This window comes from Rhizobium sp. Leaf306, from assembly GCF_001423425.1.
GTDB lineage: Bacteria > Pseudomonadota > Alphaproteobacteria > Rhizobiales > Rhizobiaceae > Neorhizobium > Neorhizobium soli.
Map to the genome: position 1 here is coordinate 72,061 of NZ_LMNX01000004.1, position 18,771 is coordinate 90,831.

The 18,771-nt window shown below is 60.7% G+C and carries 21 protein-coding genes and 1 other RNA gene; 7 read left to right on the forward strand and 15 right to left on the reverse strand.

Going from position 1 to position 18,771, the window contains the following annotated elements; translation table 11 throughout:
• Positions 1–143: 143 nt before the first annotated feature.
• Together ruvA and ruvC are read right to left on the reverse strand one after the other, a co-directional pair.
• Complete coding sequence (gene ruvA, locus ASG19_RS18505; protein ID WP_062460779.1) at positions 144–761, reverse strand: Holliday junction branch migration protein RuvA; 618 nt, start codon at positions 759–761, stop codon at positions 144–146.
• A gap of 181 nt (positions 762–942) precedes the next feature.
• Entirely contained in the window at positions 943–1,452 is a 510-nt protein-coding gene (ruvC, locus tag ASG19_RS18510; protein WP_062460782.1) for a crossover junction endodeoxyribonuclease RuvC, read from the reverse strand.
• Between the two features lie 218 nt (positions 1,453–1,670).
• Between ruvC and ASG19_RS18515 the strand changes: the two genes are divergently transcribed.
• Positions 1,671–2,522, forward strand: a complete 852-nt coding sequence (locus ASG19_RS18515) for a methyl-accepting chemotaxis protein (RefSeq protein ID WP_062460785.1) — start codon at positions 1,671–1,673, stop codon at positions 2,520–2,522.
• A gap of 129 nt (positions 2,523–2,651) precedes the next feature.
• Positions 2,652–3,662 carry an LLM class flavin-dependent oxidoreductase gene (locus ASG19_RS18520; protein ID WP_062461844.1) on the forward strand — a complete coding sequence of 337 codons (1,011 nt, stop codon included), beginning with the start codon at positions 2,652–2,654 and terminating at the stop codon, positions 3,660–3,662.
• Between the two features lie 57 nt (positions 3,663–3,719).
• On the opposite strand, the gene ASG19_RS18525 is transcribed toward ASG19_RS18520, so the two are convergent.
• Entirely contained in the window at positions 3,720–4,466 is a 747-nt protein-coding gene (locus ASG19_RS18525) for a YebC/PmpR family DNA-binding transcriptional regulator (protein WP_062460788.1), read from the reverse strand.
• Between the two features lie 141 nt (positions 4,467–4,607).
• On the opposite strand from ASG19_RS18525, the gene ASG19_RS18530 reads away from it, so the two are divergent.
• Positions 4,608–5,120: a pyridoxamine 5'-phosphate oxidase family protein gene (locus ASG19_RS18530; RefSeq protein WP_062460791.1), complete on the forward strand. Its 513-nt coding sequence runs from the start codon at positions 4,608–4,610 to the stop codon at positions 5,118–5,120.
• Between the two features lie 33 nt (positions 5,121–5,153).
• Here the strand turns inward: ASG19_RS18530 and ASG19_RS18535 are convergent, their stop codons facing one another.
• From ASG19_RS18535 to ASG19_RS18570, 8 genes are all read right to left on the reverse strand, one after another.
• Complete coding sequence (locus ASG19_RS18535; protein ID WP_062460794.1) at positions 5,154–6,017, reverse strand: MBL fold metallo-hydrolase; 864 nt, start codon at positions 6,015–6,017, stop codon at positions 5,154–5,156.
• A 142-nt stretch (positions 6,018–6,159) separates the two neighbouring features.
• Complete coding sequence (locus tag ASG19_RS18540) at positions 6,160–6,498, reverse strand: hypothetical protein (protein ID WP_062460796.1); 339 nt, start codon at positions 6,496–6,498, stop codon at positions 6,160–6,162.
• A gap of 1 nt (position 6,499) precedes the next feature.
• Positions 6,500–7,324, reverse strand: coding sequence for a TIGR00282 family metallophosphoesterase (locus tag ASG19_RS18545; RefSeq protein WP_062460799.1), 825 nt, complete (start codon positions 7,322–7,324; stop codon positions 6,500–6,502).
• An 11-nt stretch (positions 7,325–7,335) separates the two neighbouring features.
• Positions 7,336–7,938, reverse strand: coding sequence for a 5-formyltetrahydrofolate cyclo-ligase (locus ASG19_RS18550; protein WP_062460802.1), 603 nt, complete (start codon positions 7,936–7,938; stop codon positions 7,336–7,338).
• A 13-nt stretch (positions 7,939–7,951) separates the two neighbouring features.
• Positions 7,952–9,232, reverse strand: coding sequence for a hemolysin family protein (locus tag ASG19_RS18555; protein ID WP_082476442.1), 1,281 nt, complete (start codon positions 9,230–9,232; stop codon positions 7,952–7,954).
• Between the two features lie 255 nt (positions 9,233–9,487).
• A complete protein-coding gene (locus ASG19_RS18560) occupies positions 9,488–10,519 on the reverse strand; it encodes a sensor histidine kinase (RefSeq protein WP_062460805.1) in 1,032 nt (343 codons plus the stop codon).
• A 9-nt stretch (positions 10,520–10,528) separates the two neighbouring features.
• On the reverse strand, positions 10,529–10,972 hold the full coding sequence (locus tag ASG19_RS18565) for a response regulator (protein WP_062460808.1): 444 nt from the start codon (positions 10,970–10,972) through the stop codon (positions 10,529–10,531).
• Positions 10,969–12,468 carry an ATP-binding protein gene (locus ASG19_RS18570; protein WP_200933928.1) on the reverse strand — a complete coding sequence of 500 codons (1,500 nt, stop codon included), beginning with the start codon at positions 12,466–12,468 and terminating at the stop codon, positions 10,969–10,971. Before ASG19_RS18570 ends, ASG19_RS18565 begins: the two co-directional genes overlap by 4 nt.
• 223 nt (positions 12,469–12,691) lie before the next feature.
• Between ASG19_RS18570 and ASG19_RS18575 the strand changes: the two genes are divergently transcribed.
• Positions 12,692–12,970 carry a BON domain-containing protein gene (locus tag ASG19_RS18575; protein WP_062460811.1) on the forward strand — a complete coding sequence of 93 codons (279 nt, stop codon included), beginning with the start codon at positions 12,692–12,694 and terminating at the stop codon, positions 12,968–12,970.
• A 96-nt stretch (positions 12,971–13,066) separates the two neighbouring features.
• Here the strand turns inward: ASG19_RS18575 and ssrS are convergent.
• The 3 genes from ssrS to ASG19_RS18590 all read right to left on the reverse strand — a co-directional run bounded on the left by ssrS (position 13,067) and on the right by ASG19_RS18590 (position 13,979).
• A non-coding RNA gene (gene ssrS / locus ASG19_RS18580) (6S RNA) lies at positions 13,067–13,225 on the reverse strand.
• 99 nt (positions 13,226–13,324) lie between these two features.
• A complete protein-coding gene (locus ASG19_RS18585) occupies positions 13,325–13,696 on the reverse strand; it encodes a cell division protein ZapA (protein ID WP_062460814.1) in 372 nt (123 codons plus the stop codon).
• Between the two features lie 10 nt (positions 13,697–13,706).
• Complete coding sequence (locus ASG19_RS18590) at positions 13,707–13,979, reverse strand: DUF4164 domain-containing protein (protein WP_062460818.1); 273 nt, start codon at positions 13,977–13,979, stop codon at positions 13,707–13,709.
• Between the two features lie 319 nt (positions 13,980–14,298).
• Here ASG19_RS18590 and tkt point away from each other — a divergent pair, with 319 nt between their 5' ends.
• Both tkt and gap read left to right on the forward strand, forming a co-directional pair.
• Entirely contained in the window at positions 14,299–16,275 is a 1,977-nt protein-coding gene (gene tkt / locus ASG19_RS18595) for a transketolase (protein ID WP_062460821.1), read from the forward strand.
• 74 nt (positions 16,276–16,349) lie between these two features.
• Entirely contained in the window at positions 16,350–17,360 is a 1,011-nt protein-coding gene (gene gap, locus ASG19_RS18600) for a type I glyceraldehyde-3-phosphate dehydrogenase (protein ID WP_062460824.1), read from the forward strand.
• 126 nt (positions 17,361–17,486) lie between these two features.
• Here gap and ASG19_RS18605 read toward each other — a convergent pair whose 3' ends face one another.
• Positions 17,487–17,720: a hypothetical protein gene (locus ASG19_RS18605; RefSeq protein WP_062460826.1), complete on the reverse strand. Its 234-nt coding sequence runs from the start codon at positions 17,718–17,720 to the stop codon at positions 17,487–17,489.
• A 191-nt stretch (positions 17,721–17,911) separates the two neighbouring features.
• Here ASG19_RS18605 and ASG19_RS18610 point away from each other — a divergent pair, with 191 nt between their 5' ends.
• Positions 17,912–18,472 carry a histidine phosphatase family protein gene (locus tag ASG19_RS18610; protein WP_156466566.1) on the forward strand — a complete coding sequence of 187 codons (561 nt, stop codon included), beginning with the start codon at positions 17,912–17,914 and terminating at the stop codon, positions 18,470–18,472.
• The last annotated feature ends 299 nt before the right edge of the window (positions 18,473–18,771 follow it).

An 18,771-nucleotide genomic window follows, 5' to 3' on the forward strand; every position in this document is an offset into this window, starting at 1 on the left:
GCCATGTGGAGCAGCAACTCTCGGCACGCCGCGATCCTTGATCGCTATCCTGATCTGACCTTCAAGAGCCATGGTCGTGAACGCACCCAATCTGTTACTTCCCGCAATTGTCCGGCCCTACCGATATCCCAGTACCCCGGATATCACGACCTCGCCAGTTCCTTCAGACCCAGCCGGATCAGCTTGGCGCTGTCGGCATCCTCACCGGCTGCCTTCAAAGCAGCGGCGACGGCATTGGCCGCCTGATCGCGAGAATAGCCAAGATTGGTGAGCGCCGAGACCGCATCGCTGACGGGCGCAGACGCCACGCCCTCGCCCAGTTCCTGCTTGAAGCCGATATTTGCGGATGCCTCGCCGGCAAAGGCGGGCGCCTTGTTCTTGAGTTCTGTGACAATGCGGACGGCGACCTTGGGGCCGACACCGGGCGCCCGCGAAACTGCGGTCTTGTCCTGCAGCGCAATCGCATTGGCCAGTTCGCCCGGTGTCAGCGTTGAGAGCAAGGCCAGCGCCACCTTGGCGCCGACGCCCTGCACGCTCTGCAGGAGGTTGAACCACTCGCGCTCCAGTGCCGACAGGAAGCCGAACAGTTTCAGCTGGTCCTCGCGCACATAGGTCTCGATGAACAGCACCGCCGCCTCCCCCACGTTGAGGCGGGCCAGCGTGCGAGCCGAACAGAAGGCTTCGTAGCAGACGCCGTGCACGTCAACGAGCGCGTAGTCCTCGCCGATCTCGTCGATAGTGCCTTTGAGCTTGCCGATCATGTTTTAGGTCCGCCGCTGAGGATGAAGGAGAATGGGTTCCGGAAATCATGATGCCGAGCATCGGGAAACAGGCACGATAGCGCGCTGCATCGCGCGTCAGAAGCCGATGCGAGCGTACGGCCTCTGCCGAAATACCTACTGAGGGCGGCAGAACAAGTCAAGAACAGAGGAGGCTGTTGCGTCAGCCGGCCAAAGCTTGGCGCATGCGGTTTGCAACGCGGTTATGGGCGTGGCAGATGGCGATCGCCAGCGCGTCGGCGGCATCGTTACCCTTGAACTCCGCCTTCGGCATCAGGATCTTCACCATCATGTGGATCTGCTGCTTCTCGCCGTGGCCAACGCCGATGACGGCTTTCTTGACCGCGTTTGGCGCATATTCGGAAACAGGCAACCCGGCACGCGCCGGCACCAGCATCACGACGCCACGCGCCTGACCAAGCTTCAGCGTCGCCACCGCATCCTTGTTGACGAACGTCTGCTCGACCGCCGCCTCGTCTGGCGTGTAGGTATGCACAACTTCGGCCAGGCCATCGTGCAGCTGGCAGAGGCGCGAGGCGAGGTCGATGTCACCGTCGGACACGACCGTCCCCGATGCCACAAAGCGCAACGAGTTTCCCAGTGTCTCGATAACACCCCACCCTGTGCGGCGAAGCCCCGGATCGATGCCGATGATGCGAATCGGTTTTGTCATGGCAACTGTTGTGTCACGCCGGGAATCCTGCGCCAAGGCCGAAACGCGGAGTGACTTTGCAGGCCAACACGCGAACGGGAGAGGTCGGAAGCGTTCATATTTTGTTAACCATAACCGCATCGTTTTGGGCAGAAGTGGTGATCCAACCGCAACAACCTTTTCCTAATGGCGTTGGTTCGTCACAAAGGGTTTCTTAAGAATCACGAGGAGGCGCCCGAATGATACGGGACTATGATCGGAATGAGACCGAGCTGCGCGATCTTCGCAGAACCGCCGACATCCTGGACGGCGGTCTGCGCCGCTTTGCAAGCGGTGATATCCGCACCACACTTGATGAACCCATGCCCCTTCGTTTCGAGGGCATGCGCCGCGATTTCAATCGTGGCCTCGCAACAATCGACCGGACCATCGGCACCGTCGTTTCGAGTGTCGAGACGATGCGGGCCGACACCGAAGCCATGGCCGCCATCCTGCGCAGCCAGGCTCAGGCCCGCCAGGATCAGGCAGACAGAATTACCCGCGCGAAGTCAAAGACCAGCGCGCATGAGAGAAGCGCCAAGCAGCGTCAGGCAATCACCCGTCATGTCGGCACGATCGCCCACAACACCAAGCTCGACATGCGCCGACCGCGCGAAGCGGTTGCTGCCGCGTTGAAGCTCATTGAGACGATGGAACTGTCGGCCGGCACGTCCAGTGCTACAGGCATGAGCGCAATCCGCGCCAAGACCGAAGAGATCGAGCGCGAACTGCGTGCGATCGGCCTTTACGTCGATGCATTGGCCCAGAACGTCGAAGAACTGACCGAATCCGCCGATGCTCAGGCGGCCGAGGCCGAGGCTATCCGTGGCGAACTCGACGAAATGGCCAAGGCAAAGGATGCCCAGGCCCCCGAAATCCTGACCACGCCGCTTGTTCTCGACAGTCTGAACCGCAGCATCGGCGAGATCGATCGCGCTGCCGCACGCTACTCCGACGTGACCATTTTGCCGGCGCCGCCAGTCTTTCCGCCTGAAGGATCGCCGCCGTCGTCGGGAGGTCGCAAGCCCTTCCTGCGCCTGATCAAGACCTGAGGCAGAGACCTCACTGTCGGACCTCCACCGACCCCGCCTAGCGACTTTCATCGCCGGCGGGGTCGTATTTGCAAGACCGGCTGCCTAGATAGGGAGAACACGTTTTCCTATCCATTTCAGGATATGCCGATGATCCCGTTTTCCATTCTCGACCTTTCGCTGATCGGCGAAGGGTATTCCGTCAGCCAGGCTCTCGACCAGTCCCGCAGGCTGGCGATCAAGGCCGAACAGCATGGCTATAACCGCCTCTGGCTTGCCGAACACCATGGCATGCCGGGCATTGCCAGCGCGGCTACCGCGCTCGTCATCGCCCATGTCGGCGCCGCGACCAAGACCATCCGGGTTGGCTCCGGCGGCATCATGCTGCCAAACCATTCTCCTCTTGTGATCGCCGAACAGTTCGGCACGCTGGAAGCGCTGCTCCCCGGCCGCGTCGATCTCGGCCTCGGCCGAGCGCCCGGAACCGACATGCGCACGGCAAATGCGCTGAGACGCAATCTCGATGCCGGCGCAGAAAACTTTCCGCAGGATATCGTCGAGCTCAAGCATCTGCTTGGAACGCCCGTCCCGAACCAGGCAATCCTTGCCGTGCCGGGAACCGAGGCGAATGTGCCGATCTGGCTTCTCGGCTCCTCGACCTACAGCGCCCACGTGGCGGCCGCTTTGGGTCTCCCCTACGCGTTTGCCTCGCACTTTGCGCCAGATATGCTGCTCGACGCGATCGCCATCTACCGCGATCGCTTCCAGCCCTCGGCGGATCTCGACAAACCGTATGTGATGGCCGGTGTCATGGGTGTGGCAGCAGATACGGATGAGGAAGCAAACAGGCTCTTCACCTCGTCGCAGCAGCAGTTTGTCAACCTGCGCAAGAACGTCCGCGGCCTTTTCCCGAAACCGCTCGATACGATGGACGGCTTCTGGACGCCGATGGAGAAGATGAATGTGGAGCACACGCTGCGCTACGCAGCGGTCGGCTCGCCACGAACCATCGAACGCAAGCTTGGTGAGTTCCTGGCCGAAACCCAGGCCGACGAGCTCATCATCTCGATGCCGATCCACGATATCGACAAGCGTCTCCGCTCGGTGGAATTGTTTTCGCAGCTGTCGCTGATGGATAGCCAGCTGCAGCGAGCCGCGTAAACGAATACGGGCCGGTCTCAACGACCGGCCCGCTTCATTTCAGGACTAGAGAGGCGATCAGGCCGACAACTTGGCCATGACCTCATCCGAGACTTCGAAGTTCGAATAGACGTTCTGCACGTCGTCGTCGTCTTCGAGATTGCCGATCAGCTTCATCAGCGACAGCGCGCGTTCCTCGTCGACTTCGATCGTGTTCTGCGGCTTCCAGATCGACTTGACGGTCTCGGCACCACCGAGCGTGGCGTCGAGCGCCTTGGAGACTTCACCGAGCGCCTCAAACCCGCAGATGATCGTGTGGCCTTCCTCGTCGGAAATCACATCGTCGGCACCCGCTTCGATCGCAGCTTCCATGACCGTATCCGCATCGCCGACCGACGCCTTGTAGGTGATCTCGCCGACATGGTCGAAGGAGAAGGACACCGAACCGGTTTCGCCAAGAGCGCCGCCGGCCTTGGTAAAGATCGAGCGAACGTTGGAGGCGGTACGATTGCGGTTATCGGTCAGCGCTTCGACGATCACGGCTGTGCCGCCGGGACCGTAGCCCTCGTAACGCACCGCGTCGTAGTTCTCGGCGTCGGCGCCCGAAGCCTTCTTGATGGCCCGGTCGATATTGTCCTTCGGCATCGACTGAGCCTTGGCGTTTTGAACGGCAAGGCGCAGTGCCGCGTTCATATCCGGGTCGGGTAGACCGGATTTTGCCGCAACGGTGATTTCGCGTGCAAGCTTGGAGAACATCTTGGAACGGATACCGTCCTGCTTGCCCTTGCGGTGCATGATGTTCTTGAACTGTGAATGGCCAGCCATGGCACCCCTGTCTGCATCATTATCTGGAATTGTGCCGCCTTATAGTTTCGAAGCGGAGGCCGTTCAAGAGCCTTTCGGATGAGGAACAAACCCCGCCCCGCCTCCGTTCTTCAACCGCACGACAAAGAAGGAGAATTATAGATGGCGAGCCTTACCGAAGCACGCGAAGCCCCCGAACGTCAGATGTGGGACGAAATCAACGGAATCCATGCGGGCATGCTCGGCATCGAAGGTGCGCACATGCACTTCCAGCCGATGGCGCCGAATGTCGATTCCGAGACCAACACGATCTGGTTCTATACCAGGACCGATACGGATCTGGTGAAGGCGCTCGGCACAGCCTCCCGCGCCCACTTCAACGTGGTCGGCAAGGATCACGATTACCACGCCTGCCTCTCGGGCACCCTGGAAGTCCGCAAGGACGAGGCGAAGATCGATGAATACTGGAGCGCCGTGACGGCTGCCTGGTACGAACACGGTAAGTCCGATCCCCATCTCACCATGCTGGCCTTCCGTGTCGATGATGCGGAAATCTGGGCGTCGACCGACAGCACGCTCAAGTTCGGCTGGGAAATCGCCAAGGCGAACCTGAATGACGAGAAGATGCCGGAAGTCGGCGTCAACAAGCGCCTGACCTTCACGCGTCACGCCTGATCAAAAGACCGACAGGGGCTTGAACAGCCCCTGTCACAGCCCTTGCGGCACCATGATCGTCGGCTTCTTCGGAAGGCTGCGCATCGACACGGTGATCGTCTCGCTCGGCGCGTAGGCGATCTCGAACTTGCCGTCGAACATCGACAGGAACCGCTCGAGCGGCGGTCCGAAACGGTGCATCGGCAGGATCAGCGACGACCGCAGCCGTTGAACGACGCGGCTCATGCTGTCCGCCCCCATCGTCAAACCACCATCAACAGGCACCATCAGAATATCAAGCCGACCGATCTGCGTGTACTGCTGTTCGTTGAGTTCGAAATGCAGGTGGCCGAGATGCCCGATGCAGAGACCGGCGACTTCGAAGATGAAGATCGAGTTGCCGTCCGGCTCGATCCCGCCGCCCCAGTTGCGGATATCCGAGACGACATTGCGGATATAGACATCCCCGACCATCTCCCGATGCTCGGCCTTTTCACCCGGCACATCGCTCCATCCGCGCATCACGTGGGCGATCGCAGGATCCGGCATCATCGTATAGTGGGTGGAATGCGCCTTGTTCATCGTCACTACGTCAGGAATCCGTGACGGCTGGTGAACGCCGCTGTAATCGGTGGCGATGCCGATACCGTCGGGGCTCTGGATGAAATAGGTCGAGTGGCCGACGAAGGTAATCTTCACCTCTTCCCGCGCCGACAGGTTTACCGGTTTGATGACTGGCGCAAACGTGGGACCCGAGGGATTGAAGCTGGCATAGCGGACATGGGGGAAATTCTCGCCCGGCAGGTTCTGCGCAATCGCCTGGCATTGGCTGACCGGCAACCCGCCCTCCTGCGCCAGCGCCGATATGGCGGATAGAAGGAGAGCCGAAAAACCGAATGCCAGCGTTCGCAGCTTCATGCCACACCCCGAACCGCGTTGCGAAAAATCGAGCCGATGCGTTCATGCCATTCCGGGGCTCAGGATGGGGCAAGCATGGCGAAGCGTCCAGCGACGAAGCGCCGTGGTCGTCTCACAATCATGTCATTGAGTGGTTAGCGCCTCAACGCGTCCGGCAGACGAAGGGCAGAAATGAGCTCGCTGTCCCGAAGTTCATCGCGGCCATGGTGAGGCGATTGGCAAGATCGATATCACCCTTGGACGACGGGCACACATCCGCACCGTTGGAGCAGCCGGCTGCAATGAAGGCCTCGTTCCCCTCAATGAAAGCACGGGTAACGTCGCCGCCAGCGGACATCGAAAGCATGTCGTGCCAAGCCTTGGCGTAGAAACTGCACTTCTTCTGAGCCCACGTTCCGGCTGAAGGCTGGACGCTTTGCTGTGCCGATGCTCCGAAAACCGGAAGCATCAGAACCGCAAACAGAAGCAGCGCCCGAACCATTCTACCGCCAGAAGCTCGGAATGGTCTCCGCGAGCCGCGGCCCGATCCGGAGCGGCTCGATCTTCTCGGCCAGTCCCGTCGTGTCGGAAATCTCGATGCCGAGACCGCAGATCGTCGCGGGACCGTTTGCCGCCTCGAAACGGCCCTTCGGCATTTTCGAGATGAACCGGTTGAGCGGCTCCTCCTTGTCCATGCCGAGCGACGAATCGTAGTCGCCGCACATGCCGGCATCCGACATGTAGCCGGTGCCGCCGTTCAGGATCTGGCAGTCGGCGGTCGGGACATGCGTGTGGGTGCCGACGACAAGCGACGCGCGACCATCGACGAAATGGCCGAAACACTGCTTTTCGCTGGTGGCTTCCGCATGGAAGTCGAAGATGATGGCATCCGCCTGTTCCTTCAGCGGGGCCGCGGCAAGGATCGCCTCGGCGGACTTGAAGGGATCGTCGAGCTCCGGATGCATGAAGACCCGGCCCATGATGTTGGCGACGAGGATGCGGGCGCCGTTGCGGCCGTAGAAGATGCCGGATCCCTTGCCGGGCGTGCCGGCCGGATAGTTGGCCGGGCGCAGGAACTGGTCGTGGCGGCCGGCAAACCCGACGGCTTCCTTCTGGTCCCAGACATGGTTGCCGGTGGTGACGACGTCGGCACCGGCATTGATCGTCTCGAGAAAGATCTCTTCGGTAATGCCGAAACCGCCGGCGGCATTCTCGCCATTGACGATGACGAAGTCGAGTTTCAGGTCGGACACCAGCCCCGGCAACTTGTCCCAAACCGCCGTACGGCCGGTTTTGCCGACCATGTCACCCAGAAACAAAAGACGCATGCTTGTCCAATCTACGCGGGCATATCCGCGAACGGCCGATAGCCGCTTTCGGTCAAGACGGCATCGAGCTTCATATCATGAGGTTCTTCAGGCACTGATGCCACTTCCTGGCAGTCGAATGCAATGCCGATCAACCGCGGGTTCAAGCCTTTTTCGCGCAAACGGTGAATGGCCCGGTCATAATATCCGCCGCCATAGCCAATCCGGTGGCCGCGGGCGTCGAAGGCGGCCAGTGGCACGAGCATGATCTCGGGCTCGAGTTCTTCCTCCTCGGGTCCAGGACCCGAGGTCCCGAACGTACCGGGCACAAGCACCGTCTCAGGCGTCAGTTCGCGAAACACGATCGTTTCCTTGTCGAGGACGACCGGCAGGCAGATGCGCCCGCCGCGATCCCGCAGCAATGCCATGAGAGGATGGAGATCCACCTCGGATCGGATCGGCAGAAAGCCCGACACGATCGCTCCGGTATGCAACTCGATTGCCCCGGCGCCATGAACGGCAAGCGCCTGGTTCTTTCCGACCCTATCCGAAATAGACAGAGCGTCTCTCGCGGCGAGGCTCTGGCGCCGCAGTTCCGTCTTGCGCATGCGATTGTCGGAAAAAGCCTCGCTCATCGGTCCCGTACCGTCAGTCTGGTGCTCGGCTGAGCAGCAGCTTGTCGATACGACGTCCGTCGAGATCGATCACCTCGAAGGTCCAGCCTCGTGTGGTGAACTTCTCGCCCAGTTCCGGCAGATGCTTCAACTCGTCGAGAACAAAGCCTGCAACGGTCTCGTAACCCGGGTCATCCTCGATCGGCACGCCCATCTGCGCGGAGAACTCGTCGACTGCCATCCAGCCGGCGACGAGATAGGATCCGTCGTCGCGCGCGACGATGGCGGGTTCTTCAACCTCGTCCTCCTGAAACACGCCGGTAATGGCTTCGAGCACGTCGCCCGAGGTGATGATGCCTTCGAAATGGCCGTATTCGTCATAGACGAGAACCATGTGCGCCGGGGACTTGCGCAAAGCCTGAATAACGTCGAGCGCGCCGGTCAGGTCGGAAACGACAGGCGCTTCGCGCATCAGCGAGGCGGGATCGCCGCCCCTGCCGCCGGCCATGAATTCATAGGCGTCCTTGACGAAGAGCACGCCCTGGATCTCGTCCGACGAGCCCTTGCGTACCGGCAGACGCGAGCGTGTCGTCGCCCGCAGCTGCGCACGAAGCTCTTCCGGCTCATCTTCGGTATCGAGCACCTCCACATCGCGGCGTGGCGTCATGAGGCCGCGCGCGGTACGGTCGGCCAGTCGCATGACGCCTGATATCATCGCCGATTCCTCGGTCTCGATCACGCCCGCGCTATGTGCCTCGGCAAGCACGGTGCGGATTTCCTCGTCGGTGACTTTCTCGTTCGATTCCCCGCTCTGGCCGAGAAGGGCCAGAAGAAACCGACCCGAGATATCGAGAAACCACACGACCGGGGCACCGATTGTCGCGACCATCTTCATCGCCGGCGCCACTTTGGCGGCCACGAGCTCAGGCGCCCGCAATGCGATCTGCTTCGGAACGAGTTCGCCGACAATCAGCGACATATAGGTGATGACCACGACGACACCGCCGACGCCGAGCCAGTCGGCGAAGTTTTGCGGCATGCCCTGCTCGGACAGCCAGTTGGTCAGACGGGTGCCGAGCGTTGCACCGGAAAACGCGCCGGAGAGAACGCCGACAAGGGTGATGCCGATCTGAACGGAGGAGAGGAAGCGGCCCGGATCTTCAGCCAGCTTGATGGCGGCTGCTGCGCCACGATTTCCCTGCTCTGCCATGACCCGGAGACGCACGGGACGCGAGGACACGACGGCAAGTTCCGACATTGCGAGGACACCATTGAGAATGGTGAGTGCAACGACGATGAATATTTCGGTTAACAAAAGGGGCTCTTAATCTGGAACAATATCCTGCCTGCAAAACTGACGCCACGGCCCACTTCAACGAGAACCGTTATCGAACGCACCCTATGGGCGCGTCGGCGCTGCTTCGCGCACAGTTCGGAAAACCGCCCGCAATCCTTGGGGGTTCTCGGAGCTATGCACCTTCGCTCGCGGTGGAAATCATAGGGTCAGCATGCGTCCAATGCAATGGCCGTCACTGTGGAACTTGCGAGCGTCCGGTCGGAAAGGGAGAAATCACGCCGTCAGGTCGATCAGCAGTTCGGCGCGGGTGCCGCTTTCGCGCGGCACATATTGGATGGAAGCACCAAGCGTTGCCGCCATCGACTTGACGATCCGACTGCCAAGACCCGTGCCCTTCGGCATGTCGCCTTCCTTCCAGCCGACGCCGTCGTCCTCCACCGCAAGCAGCGCCTTGTCATCATCCTGCCGCTTGAGAAGCACACGCACCTCGCCCTCAGCGCCCGGCGGATAGGCATATTTCAGCGCATTGGTGAGAAGTTCGGTCACGATCATCCCGACGGAGACGGCCCGGTCGGACTTCAGCGAGAGTTCGTCGGCCTGCAAAAGGATCGTCGCGCTCTGGTGATCGTTGACCGTGCCCTGCACTTCCTTGACCAGAGTGCCGAGATACTTGTCCATCTCCACCTGGCGCACGTCGTCGGACGTATAAAGGCTGCGGTGCATGCCGGCGATCGCGGAGATGCGCGCCTGCGTCTCCGACAGGGCCGCCTTGACGTCGTCGTTCTTGCTGCTCGACACCTGGAGACGGATCAGCGCGGCGACCAGCGCCAGGCTGTTGGCGACGCGGTGGTTGACTTCCGTCAACAGCACCTCGGCGCGTTCCTTGCCAAGCCGGATCTCCTGATCGGCGCGCTCCTTGGCGCGGCGAAGCTCGGCGGTCGCAATCCCCTGGCCGATCGCGCTCTGCATCAGCGGCCAGAACTCGTCGCCCACCGTCTTGATGACATAGTCGGACGCACCGTTCTTCAATGCGTCGATCGCGATCGTCGCATCGCTCGAACCGGTGACGTAGATGACCGGGAGCCCCGCCCCCATCTCGTTCAGCCTGTGAAGGATTTCGAGGCCGGTACCGGTGCTGAGATAGTGGTCGAGAACCACTGCGTGCACGCCACCCTTCTCAACGGTCTCCATTGCCGCGGACAGATCCACGGCATGGACGACCTGATAGCCGAAGCGACCCAGATTGCGCACGGCAAGCCGCGCAAGGGCAAGGTCGTCATCGACGTAGAGAATGGTGTGCTGCATCACGTCTCGTCATTGTCCGGGAATTTGCATCACGGCAAAGAACAGACCGAGCTGTCTGATGGCGTGCGCGAAACTCTCATAATCCACTGGCTTCGTTATATAAACGTTGGCACCGAGATCGTAGCACCGCTGGATCTCTCGCTCGTCGTCGGTCGTGGTCAGGATGACCACAGGCAGTCGCTTCGAGTGAGGGTTGGACTTCACCTTCTCAAGTATGTCAATACCCGACATATCGGGGAGGTTGAGGTCGAGAAGGATCAGCAAATACCGATCCGCATTGGCCGCTCCCAGGCGGTCAGCGCCGAGAATATAATCGAGCGCTGCGTTTCCGTTCGTGAACGGTACGATCTCGTTGTTGACGCCTGCTCGACGGACATTCTTTTCGATGAGGCGCGCATGCCCCTCGTCGTCCTCGACCATAACGATGGTAACTTCTTTGCCGGCAGCATTCATGACCCATGACTCCTGACATATTGGGACAGATCGGTGGGCAGACGGATGATGAATGTCGCACCGCCGCCCAAGGTTGACGTGATCGTAATCTCGCCACCTAAATTTCTGACTAATGATCGCACATGCGCAAGGCCGATGCCCTCGCCGGGCTGGTTCTGCACGCCGGAACGGCGGAACAGCTCGAACACCCGTTCGTGGTCTTCCGGCGCGATGCCGCGCCCGTTATCGGCAACCTCGATCCGGACGAAGCTTCGCCCGAGCGGCGTTGACGTGATTGACAGCGCCAGCGGCCGGTCGGGATGCTGGTATTTGACCGCATTGTCGAACAGGTTGCCGAAAACCTGCTCCAGCGAGAACCGGTCGGTGACGAGGGTCTTTGCGGCCGACGTGGAAATCGCCACTTCGCCGCCGCCCTCATTGACCTGGTGGTAGACGCTTGCAGCGGTTGCCTCCAGCAGTTCGGCGAGATCGATCCGCTCCGGCTTCAGCTCACGCCTTCCGTCGCGGGAGATCTTCAGGATGGCGTTGATCAGGCCATCCATCTTCTTGGTCGACGAACGGATAAAACCGATTGCCTCTGGAAGATCTTCCTCGACTGCAAGCCGGGCGTCCCTCACCTGAAGTTCGCTCGGCTTGACGTCATCGGCCAGCACGTAGGCGGAGATCGATTTGAGCGAACTATCCAGCTCGCTGGTAAAGCCCATGATGTTGACAAGCGGCGCTCTCAGATCGTGCGAGACGATATAGGCGTATCGCTGGATCTCGCGGTTTGCCTGGATGAGGTCTTCGGTACGCTCGTTGACCCGCTCCTCCAACCCGGCATTCAAGGTTTCCACCTCGGCACGGGCCTTCTGAAGCTGGCGGACATGCTGGAAGACGATGGCAATCGCGCCCCCGAGAACGAGAATGATCAGGATACCGCCGCCGACGGTAAACCACTGCAGCTTTTCGGAACTTCCGCGAATCTCGCCAATGCCGGAAATCAGGTGTCCATCCAGTTCGCCGATCACGCCGCCAAGCAGGGCGCGCAATTTCTGCATGGCCTCAAGGCCCGACTGGTTGCGAACGATGGCGACTGCCTGCTCGACCTGACCCGAACTTGCGAGCGACAGCGTCGCCTGCATCTCATTGGTCTTTAGCGCGATCAGGCTGCGGATCTCGTCCAGCGGAACGCTGACGATGTCCTGATTGGCCGCCGTCCGCTCCACCTTCTGCAGCTGGAGCGGCAGCGCACCGATGGATGTCCGGTAGGGCTCGAGGAACAGCGGATCCTGCACCAGCAGGTAGCCGCGCTGTCCGGTCTCGGCGGTTTGCACAAGCAAAAGCAGATCGGCAGTGGTCGCCCGCAATGCTCTCAGCTTCGTGACGTCATCGAAATAGGTCCTGGTCATCTGCGCCAGGAAGAAAGAAGACATCACGATGCCGAGCAGGATGGCCGCGCCGATGACGAGCATCAGGAGCGACGAGCGGGCGAACGTGGCTTTTGCGTTGGGCATGAAGAAGTCCGCCGATTGAAAACACGGAGACTTACTCGGAAACGGCGCGGCCATTGTCAAGCGTCAGACAGGGGCGCCTGATGCCACATCAGGGGAAAACCGGACTGGCAATCTGACGAACTCGTGTACTGGAAAAAGAAATTAGAAAAAGCGCGGACACATTCGGAACATAAACGTAAGACAACAGTTCATTCATCAGACGTTCATGTTGGGAGTTTCGACAATGTTCTTGAGCAGCCTTCAGCCTACCGCTTCATTCGCATTTGCCCATGACCACGGCATGATGATGGAAAAAACCGCTATCGAAACGGAACTGAGTTACCTCCCCAACTTCGACAGCAGCAACCTCACTGTCGACGTGACCGGCGACTTCATTGTTCTTGAAGGCGTTGTCAGCTCCAGTGGCGACCATGCCCGCGTTATGCGGATCGCCCGCGAAATCGTCGGCTATGAGCGCGTTCTTTCCCGCGTCCTGGTCTGCTCGATCGAAAAGCGCTCGTAAGCATCCCATCGACTAGACGTGCAAAACCCCGCCTTGAGCGGGGTTTTTCGTTTTTGGACCCGACCATTATGAATGATCGAGCCCGAATTCTGTAAGGTGCGATCCGCGGCGACCGATGGATTTTTACGATCCTGGGTGCCTACAAACGTAGGTGGGCGCCATATGTCCAAGCCCACGGGCCTGGCCAGGGACAGCTCCCTTTGGATCGAGTATGGCCCCAGGGATTGTGGTTCCTGTCGAGAAGCGCAGAACGCATTTTCAATATAAGGCTGAAGTCGATGGCGCGCCAGTGGCATCGCGAGGCATTTTTTTCTGCAGGCTTTCAGCGACGCTGAACACCGGCGTGAGACGGTCTTAGTTCGCCGGCACACGGCCGTTGAGCTTCGCGGTCAGGCCTTCGAGTCTGGATGAAAGCTCGCTCAGGGCGGAGACGACAAGCTCGTCGCTGCGGCTCTGGTTTTCAGCGGCACCGGCGCGGTTGGATTTCAGCGACTGCACCTCGCCTTCGAGCGCACCGACCTTGCGGGTCAGCTCGGAAAGCTCATCCATGATCATGATCCCGGCCATGACCGTGATGCGAAGATCACCGATCTCGCCGAACTGACCCTTCAGATGTCCGACATAGCGGTCGAATTGGTCGGCGAGATCCGTCAGGTGCTGTTCCTGACCTTCTTCGCAAGCCATCCGATAGGCTTTGCCGTCGATCGTTACCGTTACCTGGGCCATCTCTTTTTCCTTACCGGTCCAGAACCGCGCGGATCGTCTCCATCGCCGTCACCAGACGGCGGGAAACCTCGCGGTTGACCTCTTCGAGACGATTGGCCCGAAACTGCGACTGATCCAGCTCCTGCGCCAGGCGCGATCGATCGGCATGCACGCGCTTGACCTCGCCTTCCATCTCGCCCTGGTCTCTTTGCTGCTCGATGCGCACATCGACGGCATTCTCCAGCCCGCTTATCGCAGCCCGAAGTTCCGAAAGCGCCAGATCCACCGTCTTTTCTGCCGGCATGCGTATATCCCGTGAGGTCGCGATCGGCGCCGAATCGTACGGCAGCGCCTCGCCAACAAGCGCCGTAGACTATTCACCGCTTGAAAGCCGGTCAATAAAACACGCAGACGATACCGCATCGAACTGTGGATCGTCGCTGATCAAGGGCACTCGGCGGCGGTGCCGAAATAGCAGGCAGACTGTGCTAAACCCGATCATTATGTGCCGCCGGTGGCCCGCCTTTTGTTGACTTGCGCGCCCCACCTGATATGGATCGGACGCTTCCTGACGAGGCCCGATCATAGGGCCTGACCGACACTCGGACGATAGTGGATTAGCCATGATTTCTCGCGAACAACACGACCGGATGGCCAATGCGATCCGTTTCCTTGCCATGGATGCCGTCGAAAAGGCGAATTCCGGACACCCGGGCATGCCCATGGGCATGGCTGACGTCGCAACGGTCCTGTTTACCAAATACCTGAAATTCGACCCGACCAAGCCGCATTGGCCCGACCGTGACCGCTTTGTGCTGTCGGCCGGCCACGGCTCGATGCTGCTGTACTCGGTACTGTATCTGACCGGCTACCCTGACATGTCGGTGGACGACCTGAAAGGCTTCCGCCAGCTCGGCTCCAAGACTGCCGGACACCCGGAATACGGCCATGCGACCGGCATCGAGACCACCACTGGTCCTCTCGGCCAGGGCATCGGCAACGCCGTCGGCATGGCAATCGCCGAACGCAAGCTGCGCGAAGAATTCGGCGCCGACCTGCAGGATCACTACACATATGTGATCAACGGCGACGGCTGCCTGATGGAAGGCATCTCCCACGAGTCGATCGCACTCGCCGGCCACCTGAAGCTGAACAAGCTGATCCTGTTCTGGGACAACAACTCGATCACCATCGACGGTGCCGTATCGCTGTCGGACTCGACGGACCAGATCGCCCGCTTCAAGGCCGTGCACTGGAACACGATCGAGATCGACGGTCACGATCAGGCCGCCATCGCAGACGCGATCGAGCAGGCCCACAAGTCCGACCGCCCGACCTTCATCGCCTGCAAGACCACGATCGGCTTCGGTTCGCCGAACAAGGCCGGCAGCCACAAGGTTCACGGTTCGCCACTCGGCGCCGAGGAAATTGCAGCGACCCGCAAGGCACTGAACTGGGAATACGAACCCTTCGTCATTCCCAACGACGTTCTGTCCGACTGGCGCGAAGCCGGCGTCCGCTCTTTGGAAGCCGTGAAGGCCTGGGAAGACCGCCTTGCAGCGTCTGCCCACAAGGCCGAGTTCGACCGCCGCTTTGCCGGTGACCTGCCGGAAGGCTTCGACACTGCCATCAACGACTACAAGAAGAAGCTTGCCGAAACCAAGCCGACCGTTGCGACCCGCAAGGCGTCGGAAGACGTTCTGGAAGTCATCAACGGTTTCGTGCCGGAAACGCTCGGCGGCTCCGCCGACCTGACGCCGTCGAACAATACCAAGACCAGCCAGATGGTCTCGATCACGCCGACGGACTTCTCCGGCCGTTACATGCACTGGGGCATCCGCGAACACGGCATGGCATCCGCCATGAACGGCGTGACCCTGCATGGCGGTCTGATCCCCTACGGCGGCGGCTTCATGATCTTCTCGGACTATTGCCGTCCGCCGATCCGCCTCGCGTCCCTGATGGGCATTCGCGTCATCCACGTCCTGACGCATGACTCGATCGGCGTTGGCGAAGATGGCCCGACCCACCAGCCGGTTGAACAGGTGGCAAGCCTTCGCGCCATCCCGAACCTGATGGTGTTCCGTCCGGCCGATGCGACCGAGACGGCCGAATGCTGGCAGATCGCGCTCGAAACCAAGGACCGTCCGTCGGCTCTTGCACTGACTCGTCAGAACCTTGCACCGGCCCGCACCGAATATTCGGAAAAGAACCTCTGCACGCTCGGCGCCTACACGCTGTCGGGCAATGCGGATGCCAAGGTCACCATCTTCGCATCCGGTTCGGAAGTCGAACTGGCGATCGCGGCTGCAAAGACGCTCGAGGAAAAGGGCGTCAGCACACGCGTCGTTTCCGTGCCCTGCACCGAACTGTTCTTCGAACAGCCGGACGAGTATCGCCGCGAGATCCTCGGCAACTCGCCGGTCAAGATCGCGGTTGAAGCTGCTGTCCGCGAAGGCTGGGATGCCTTTATCGGTCCGGAAGGCTCGTTTGTCGGCATGAAGGGCTTTGGCGCTTCAGGTCCTGCCAAGGATGTCTTCAAGCACTTCGGCATAACGGCTGACGCCATCGTCGCTGCGGCCGAAGCAAAGCTCGCCTGATCATTCAAACGACGGGGCGACGGTCACACCGCCCGCCCCGTCCAGCTGCCAAACTATTTTTTCGGGAGAACCCTATGACTGTAAAGGTTGCCATCAACGGCTTTGGCCGTATCGGCCGCAACGTCCTGCGCGCGATCGTCGAATCCGGCCGCACCGATATCGAAGTGGTCGCGATCAACGATCTCGGCCCGGTCGAGACCAATGCCCACCTCCTTCGCTACGACTCGATCCACGGCAAGTTCCCGGCGGACGTTAAGGTCGAAGGCGACACGATCATCGTCGCCGGCGGCAAGCCGATCAAGGTAACCGCGGTGCGTGACCCGGCCCAGCTGCCGCACGCCGAAATGGGCGTCGATATCGCGCTTGAGTGCACCGGCATCTTCACCGCCCGCGACAAGGCCGCCGCCCACCTGACGGCTGGCGCCAAGCGCGTCATCATCTCGGCGCCTGGCGACAATGCTGACCTCACGGTCGTGTTCGGCGTCAACGACGACCAGCTGACCAAGGACCACCTGGTCATCTCCAACGCATCCTGCACCACGAACTGCCTGGTTCCGGTCGTGAAGGTGCTGAACGACGCTGTCGGCATCGACCACGGCTTCATGACCACGATCCATTCCTATACCGGCGACCAGCCGACCCTCGACACGATGCACAAGGACCTCTACCGCGCCCGTGCAGCGGCTCTGTCGATGATCCCGACTTCGACCGGTGCAGCCAAGGCCGTTGGCCTCGTTCTGCCGGAACTGAAGGGCAAGCTGGACGGCACGTCGATCCGCGTTCCGACCCCGAACGTCTCGGTCGTCGACTTCAACTTCGTTGCGAAGCGCGCCACGACGGTTGCCGAAATCAACGACGCCATCAAGTCTGCCGCAGACGGCAAGCTGAAGGGCATCCTCGGCTACACAGACGAGCCGCTGGTTTCGCGCGACTTCAACCACGACAGCCACTCCTCGATCTTCGCCTTCGACCAGACGAAGGTTCTCGAAGGCACGTTCGTGCGCATCCTGACCTGGTACGACAACGAGTGGGGCTTCTCCAACCGCATGTCGGACACCGCAGTTGCCATGGGCAAGCTGATCTGAAGATAGCGCGCATGCCGGTCCTTGAGGACCGGTCCTGACGCTCAGGCTTTTGACCCCCTCCCCTTAAAAGGAGGGGGTTTTGCGTTATGGGACATGGTCGGGAGAGGTCGCCCGTGCGAAAGTTCGTCAGGACGCCGTAAACTTCACCGTCACGCCGCGCTGGCGAAAATAGGCCTGCATCAGCTTGCGGCCCTGGCGATTGTTCTGCACGATCCGCGCCGGGTCGAACTCGGCTTCCTTCTGGCCAGCCTGGGTGAGCGCTGCCTTGAGAGCGGCGATATGCGTGTCGAGATCGGCATTGTTGGCCTGAAGCGATTCATAAATGCGGTTTGTCGCTTCGGCTACGGTCGGTTCGCTCATGTCATACTCCAGTCATTGTTTCGCCGGCGCTTAGCACACTTTCTGGCACGACCCAATTGCGATGATGACCCGTCGGCGTCAGCAGATACCCTATGTGAGGGATGTTATTGTGCGTGAGGGTGAAACCACGCAATATCACCGCACGTATTGGCTTTGGACAGACAAACGCCAGCACCACCTGGAGATACGCCATGTTTCTGCGACGCCAGTTGCTGATCGCCTCCGCCCTTGCCCTGACCAGCAATGCAAGGGCGCAATCCGATACGTGGGCAGAGCTTCGCACTGGCGCGGCTATCATGCTGCTTCGCCACGCGATTGCGCCCGGAACCGGCGATCCGGCGAATTTTGCGGTCAATGATTGCAGCACGCAGCGCAATCTCTCCGCACAGGGCATCGCTCAGGCGGGCCGGATCGGCACGCTCTTCCGGAAAAATGGCGTGGCGCAGGTGCAGGTCTTTTCCAGCCAGTGGTGCCGCTGCATCGATACCGCCAAAGGTCTTGGTCTTGGGTCGGTCGAGCCGCAGCCGCTGCTCAACTCGTTTTTCGGCAGTCCCGAAGATGGCAGGCCGCAGACGCAGGCCCTTCGCGCCTGGATGACGGGCTTGCCACCCGGCCGGCCGGTTGTGCTGGTCACCCATCAGGTCAACATAACCGGCCTCACCAGCATCGTTCCTGCCAGCGGCGAACTCCTGTTCGTCACGGCAGGTGCTGCCGATCCACTGACGGTGATTGGCAGGGTCGCCGCTGAGTAGGCAGCGACCGGAAACGCTTTTCGCTCCTTAGACCTGCGCTGCGGGCAGCTCTTCGGCGTGTTCGCGACCACGCCTACCTTCGCAACGTGCTAACCGACATTGACGCCATCGTGGCCGAGGTCGCTGCCGGTCGGGCCTGCGCCAACCATTCACTTCGCACGGCGTGCTTTTTCTTCGCCCCCGGCCCTTCTCTTGCCGGATTTGTTCCCGTCTATTTGAATATGCACATCGAATCGCCCGGCCACTGACCGGGATCTGCTCCATGGCTATCTTGTCGCATCGCGACAGCGGCACAGGAT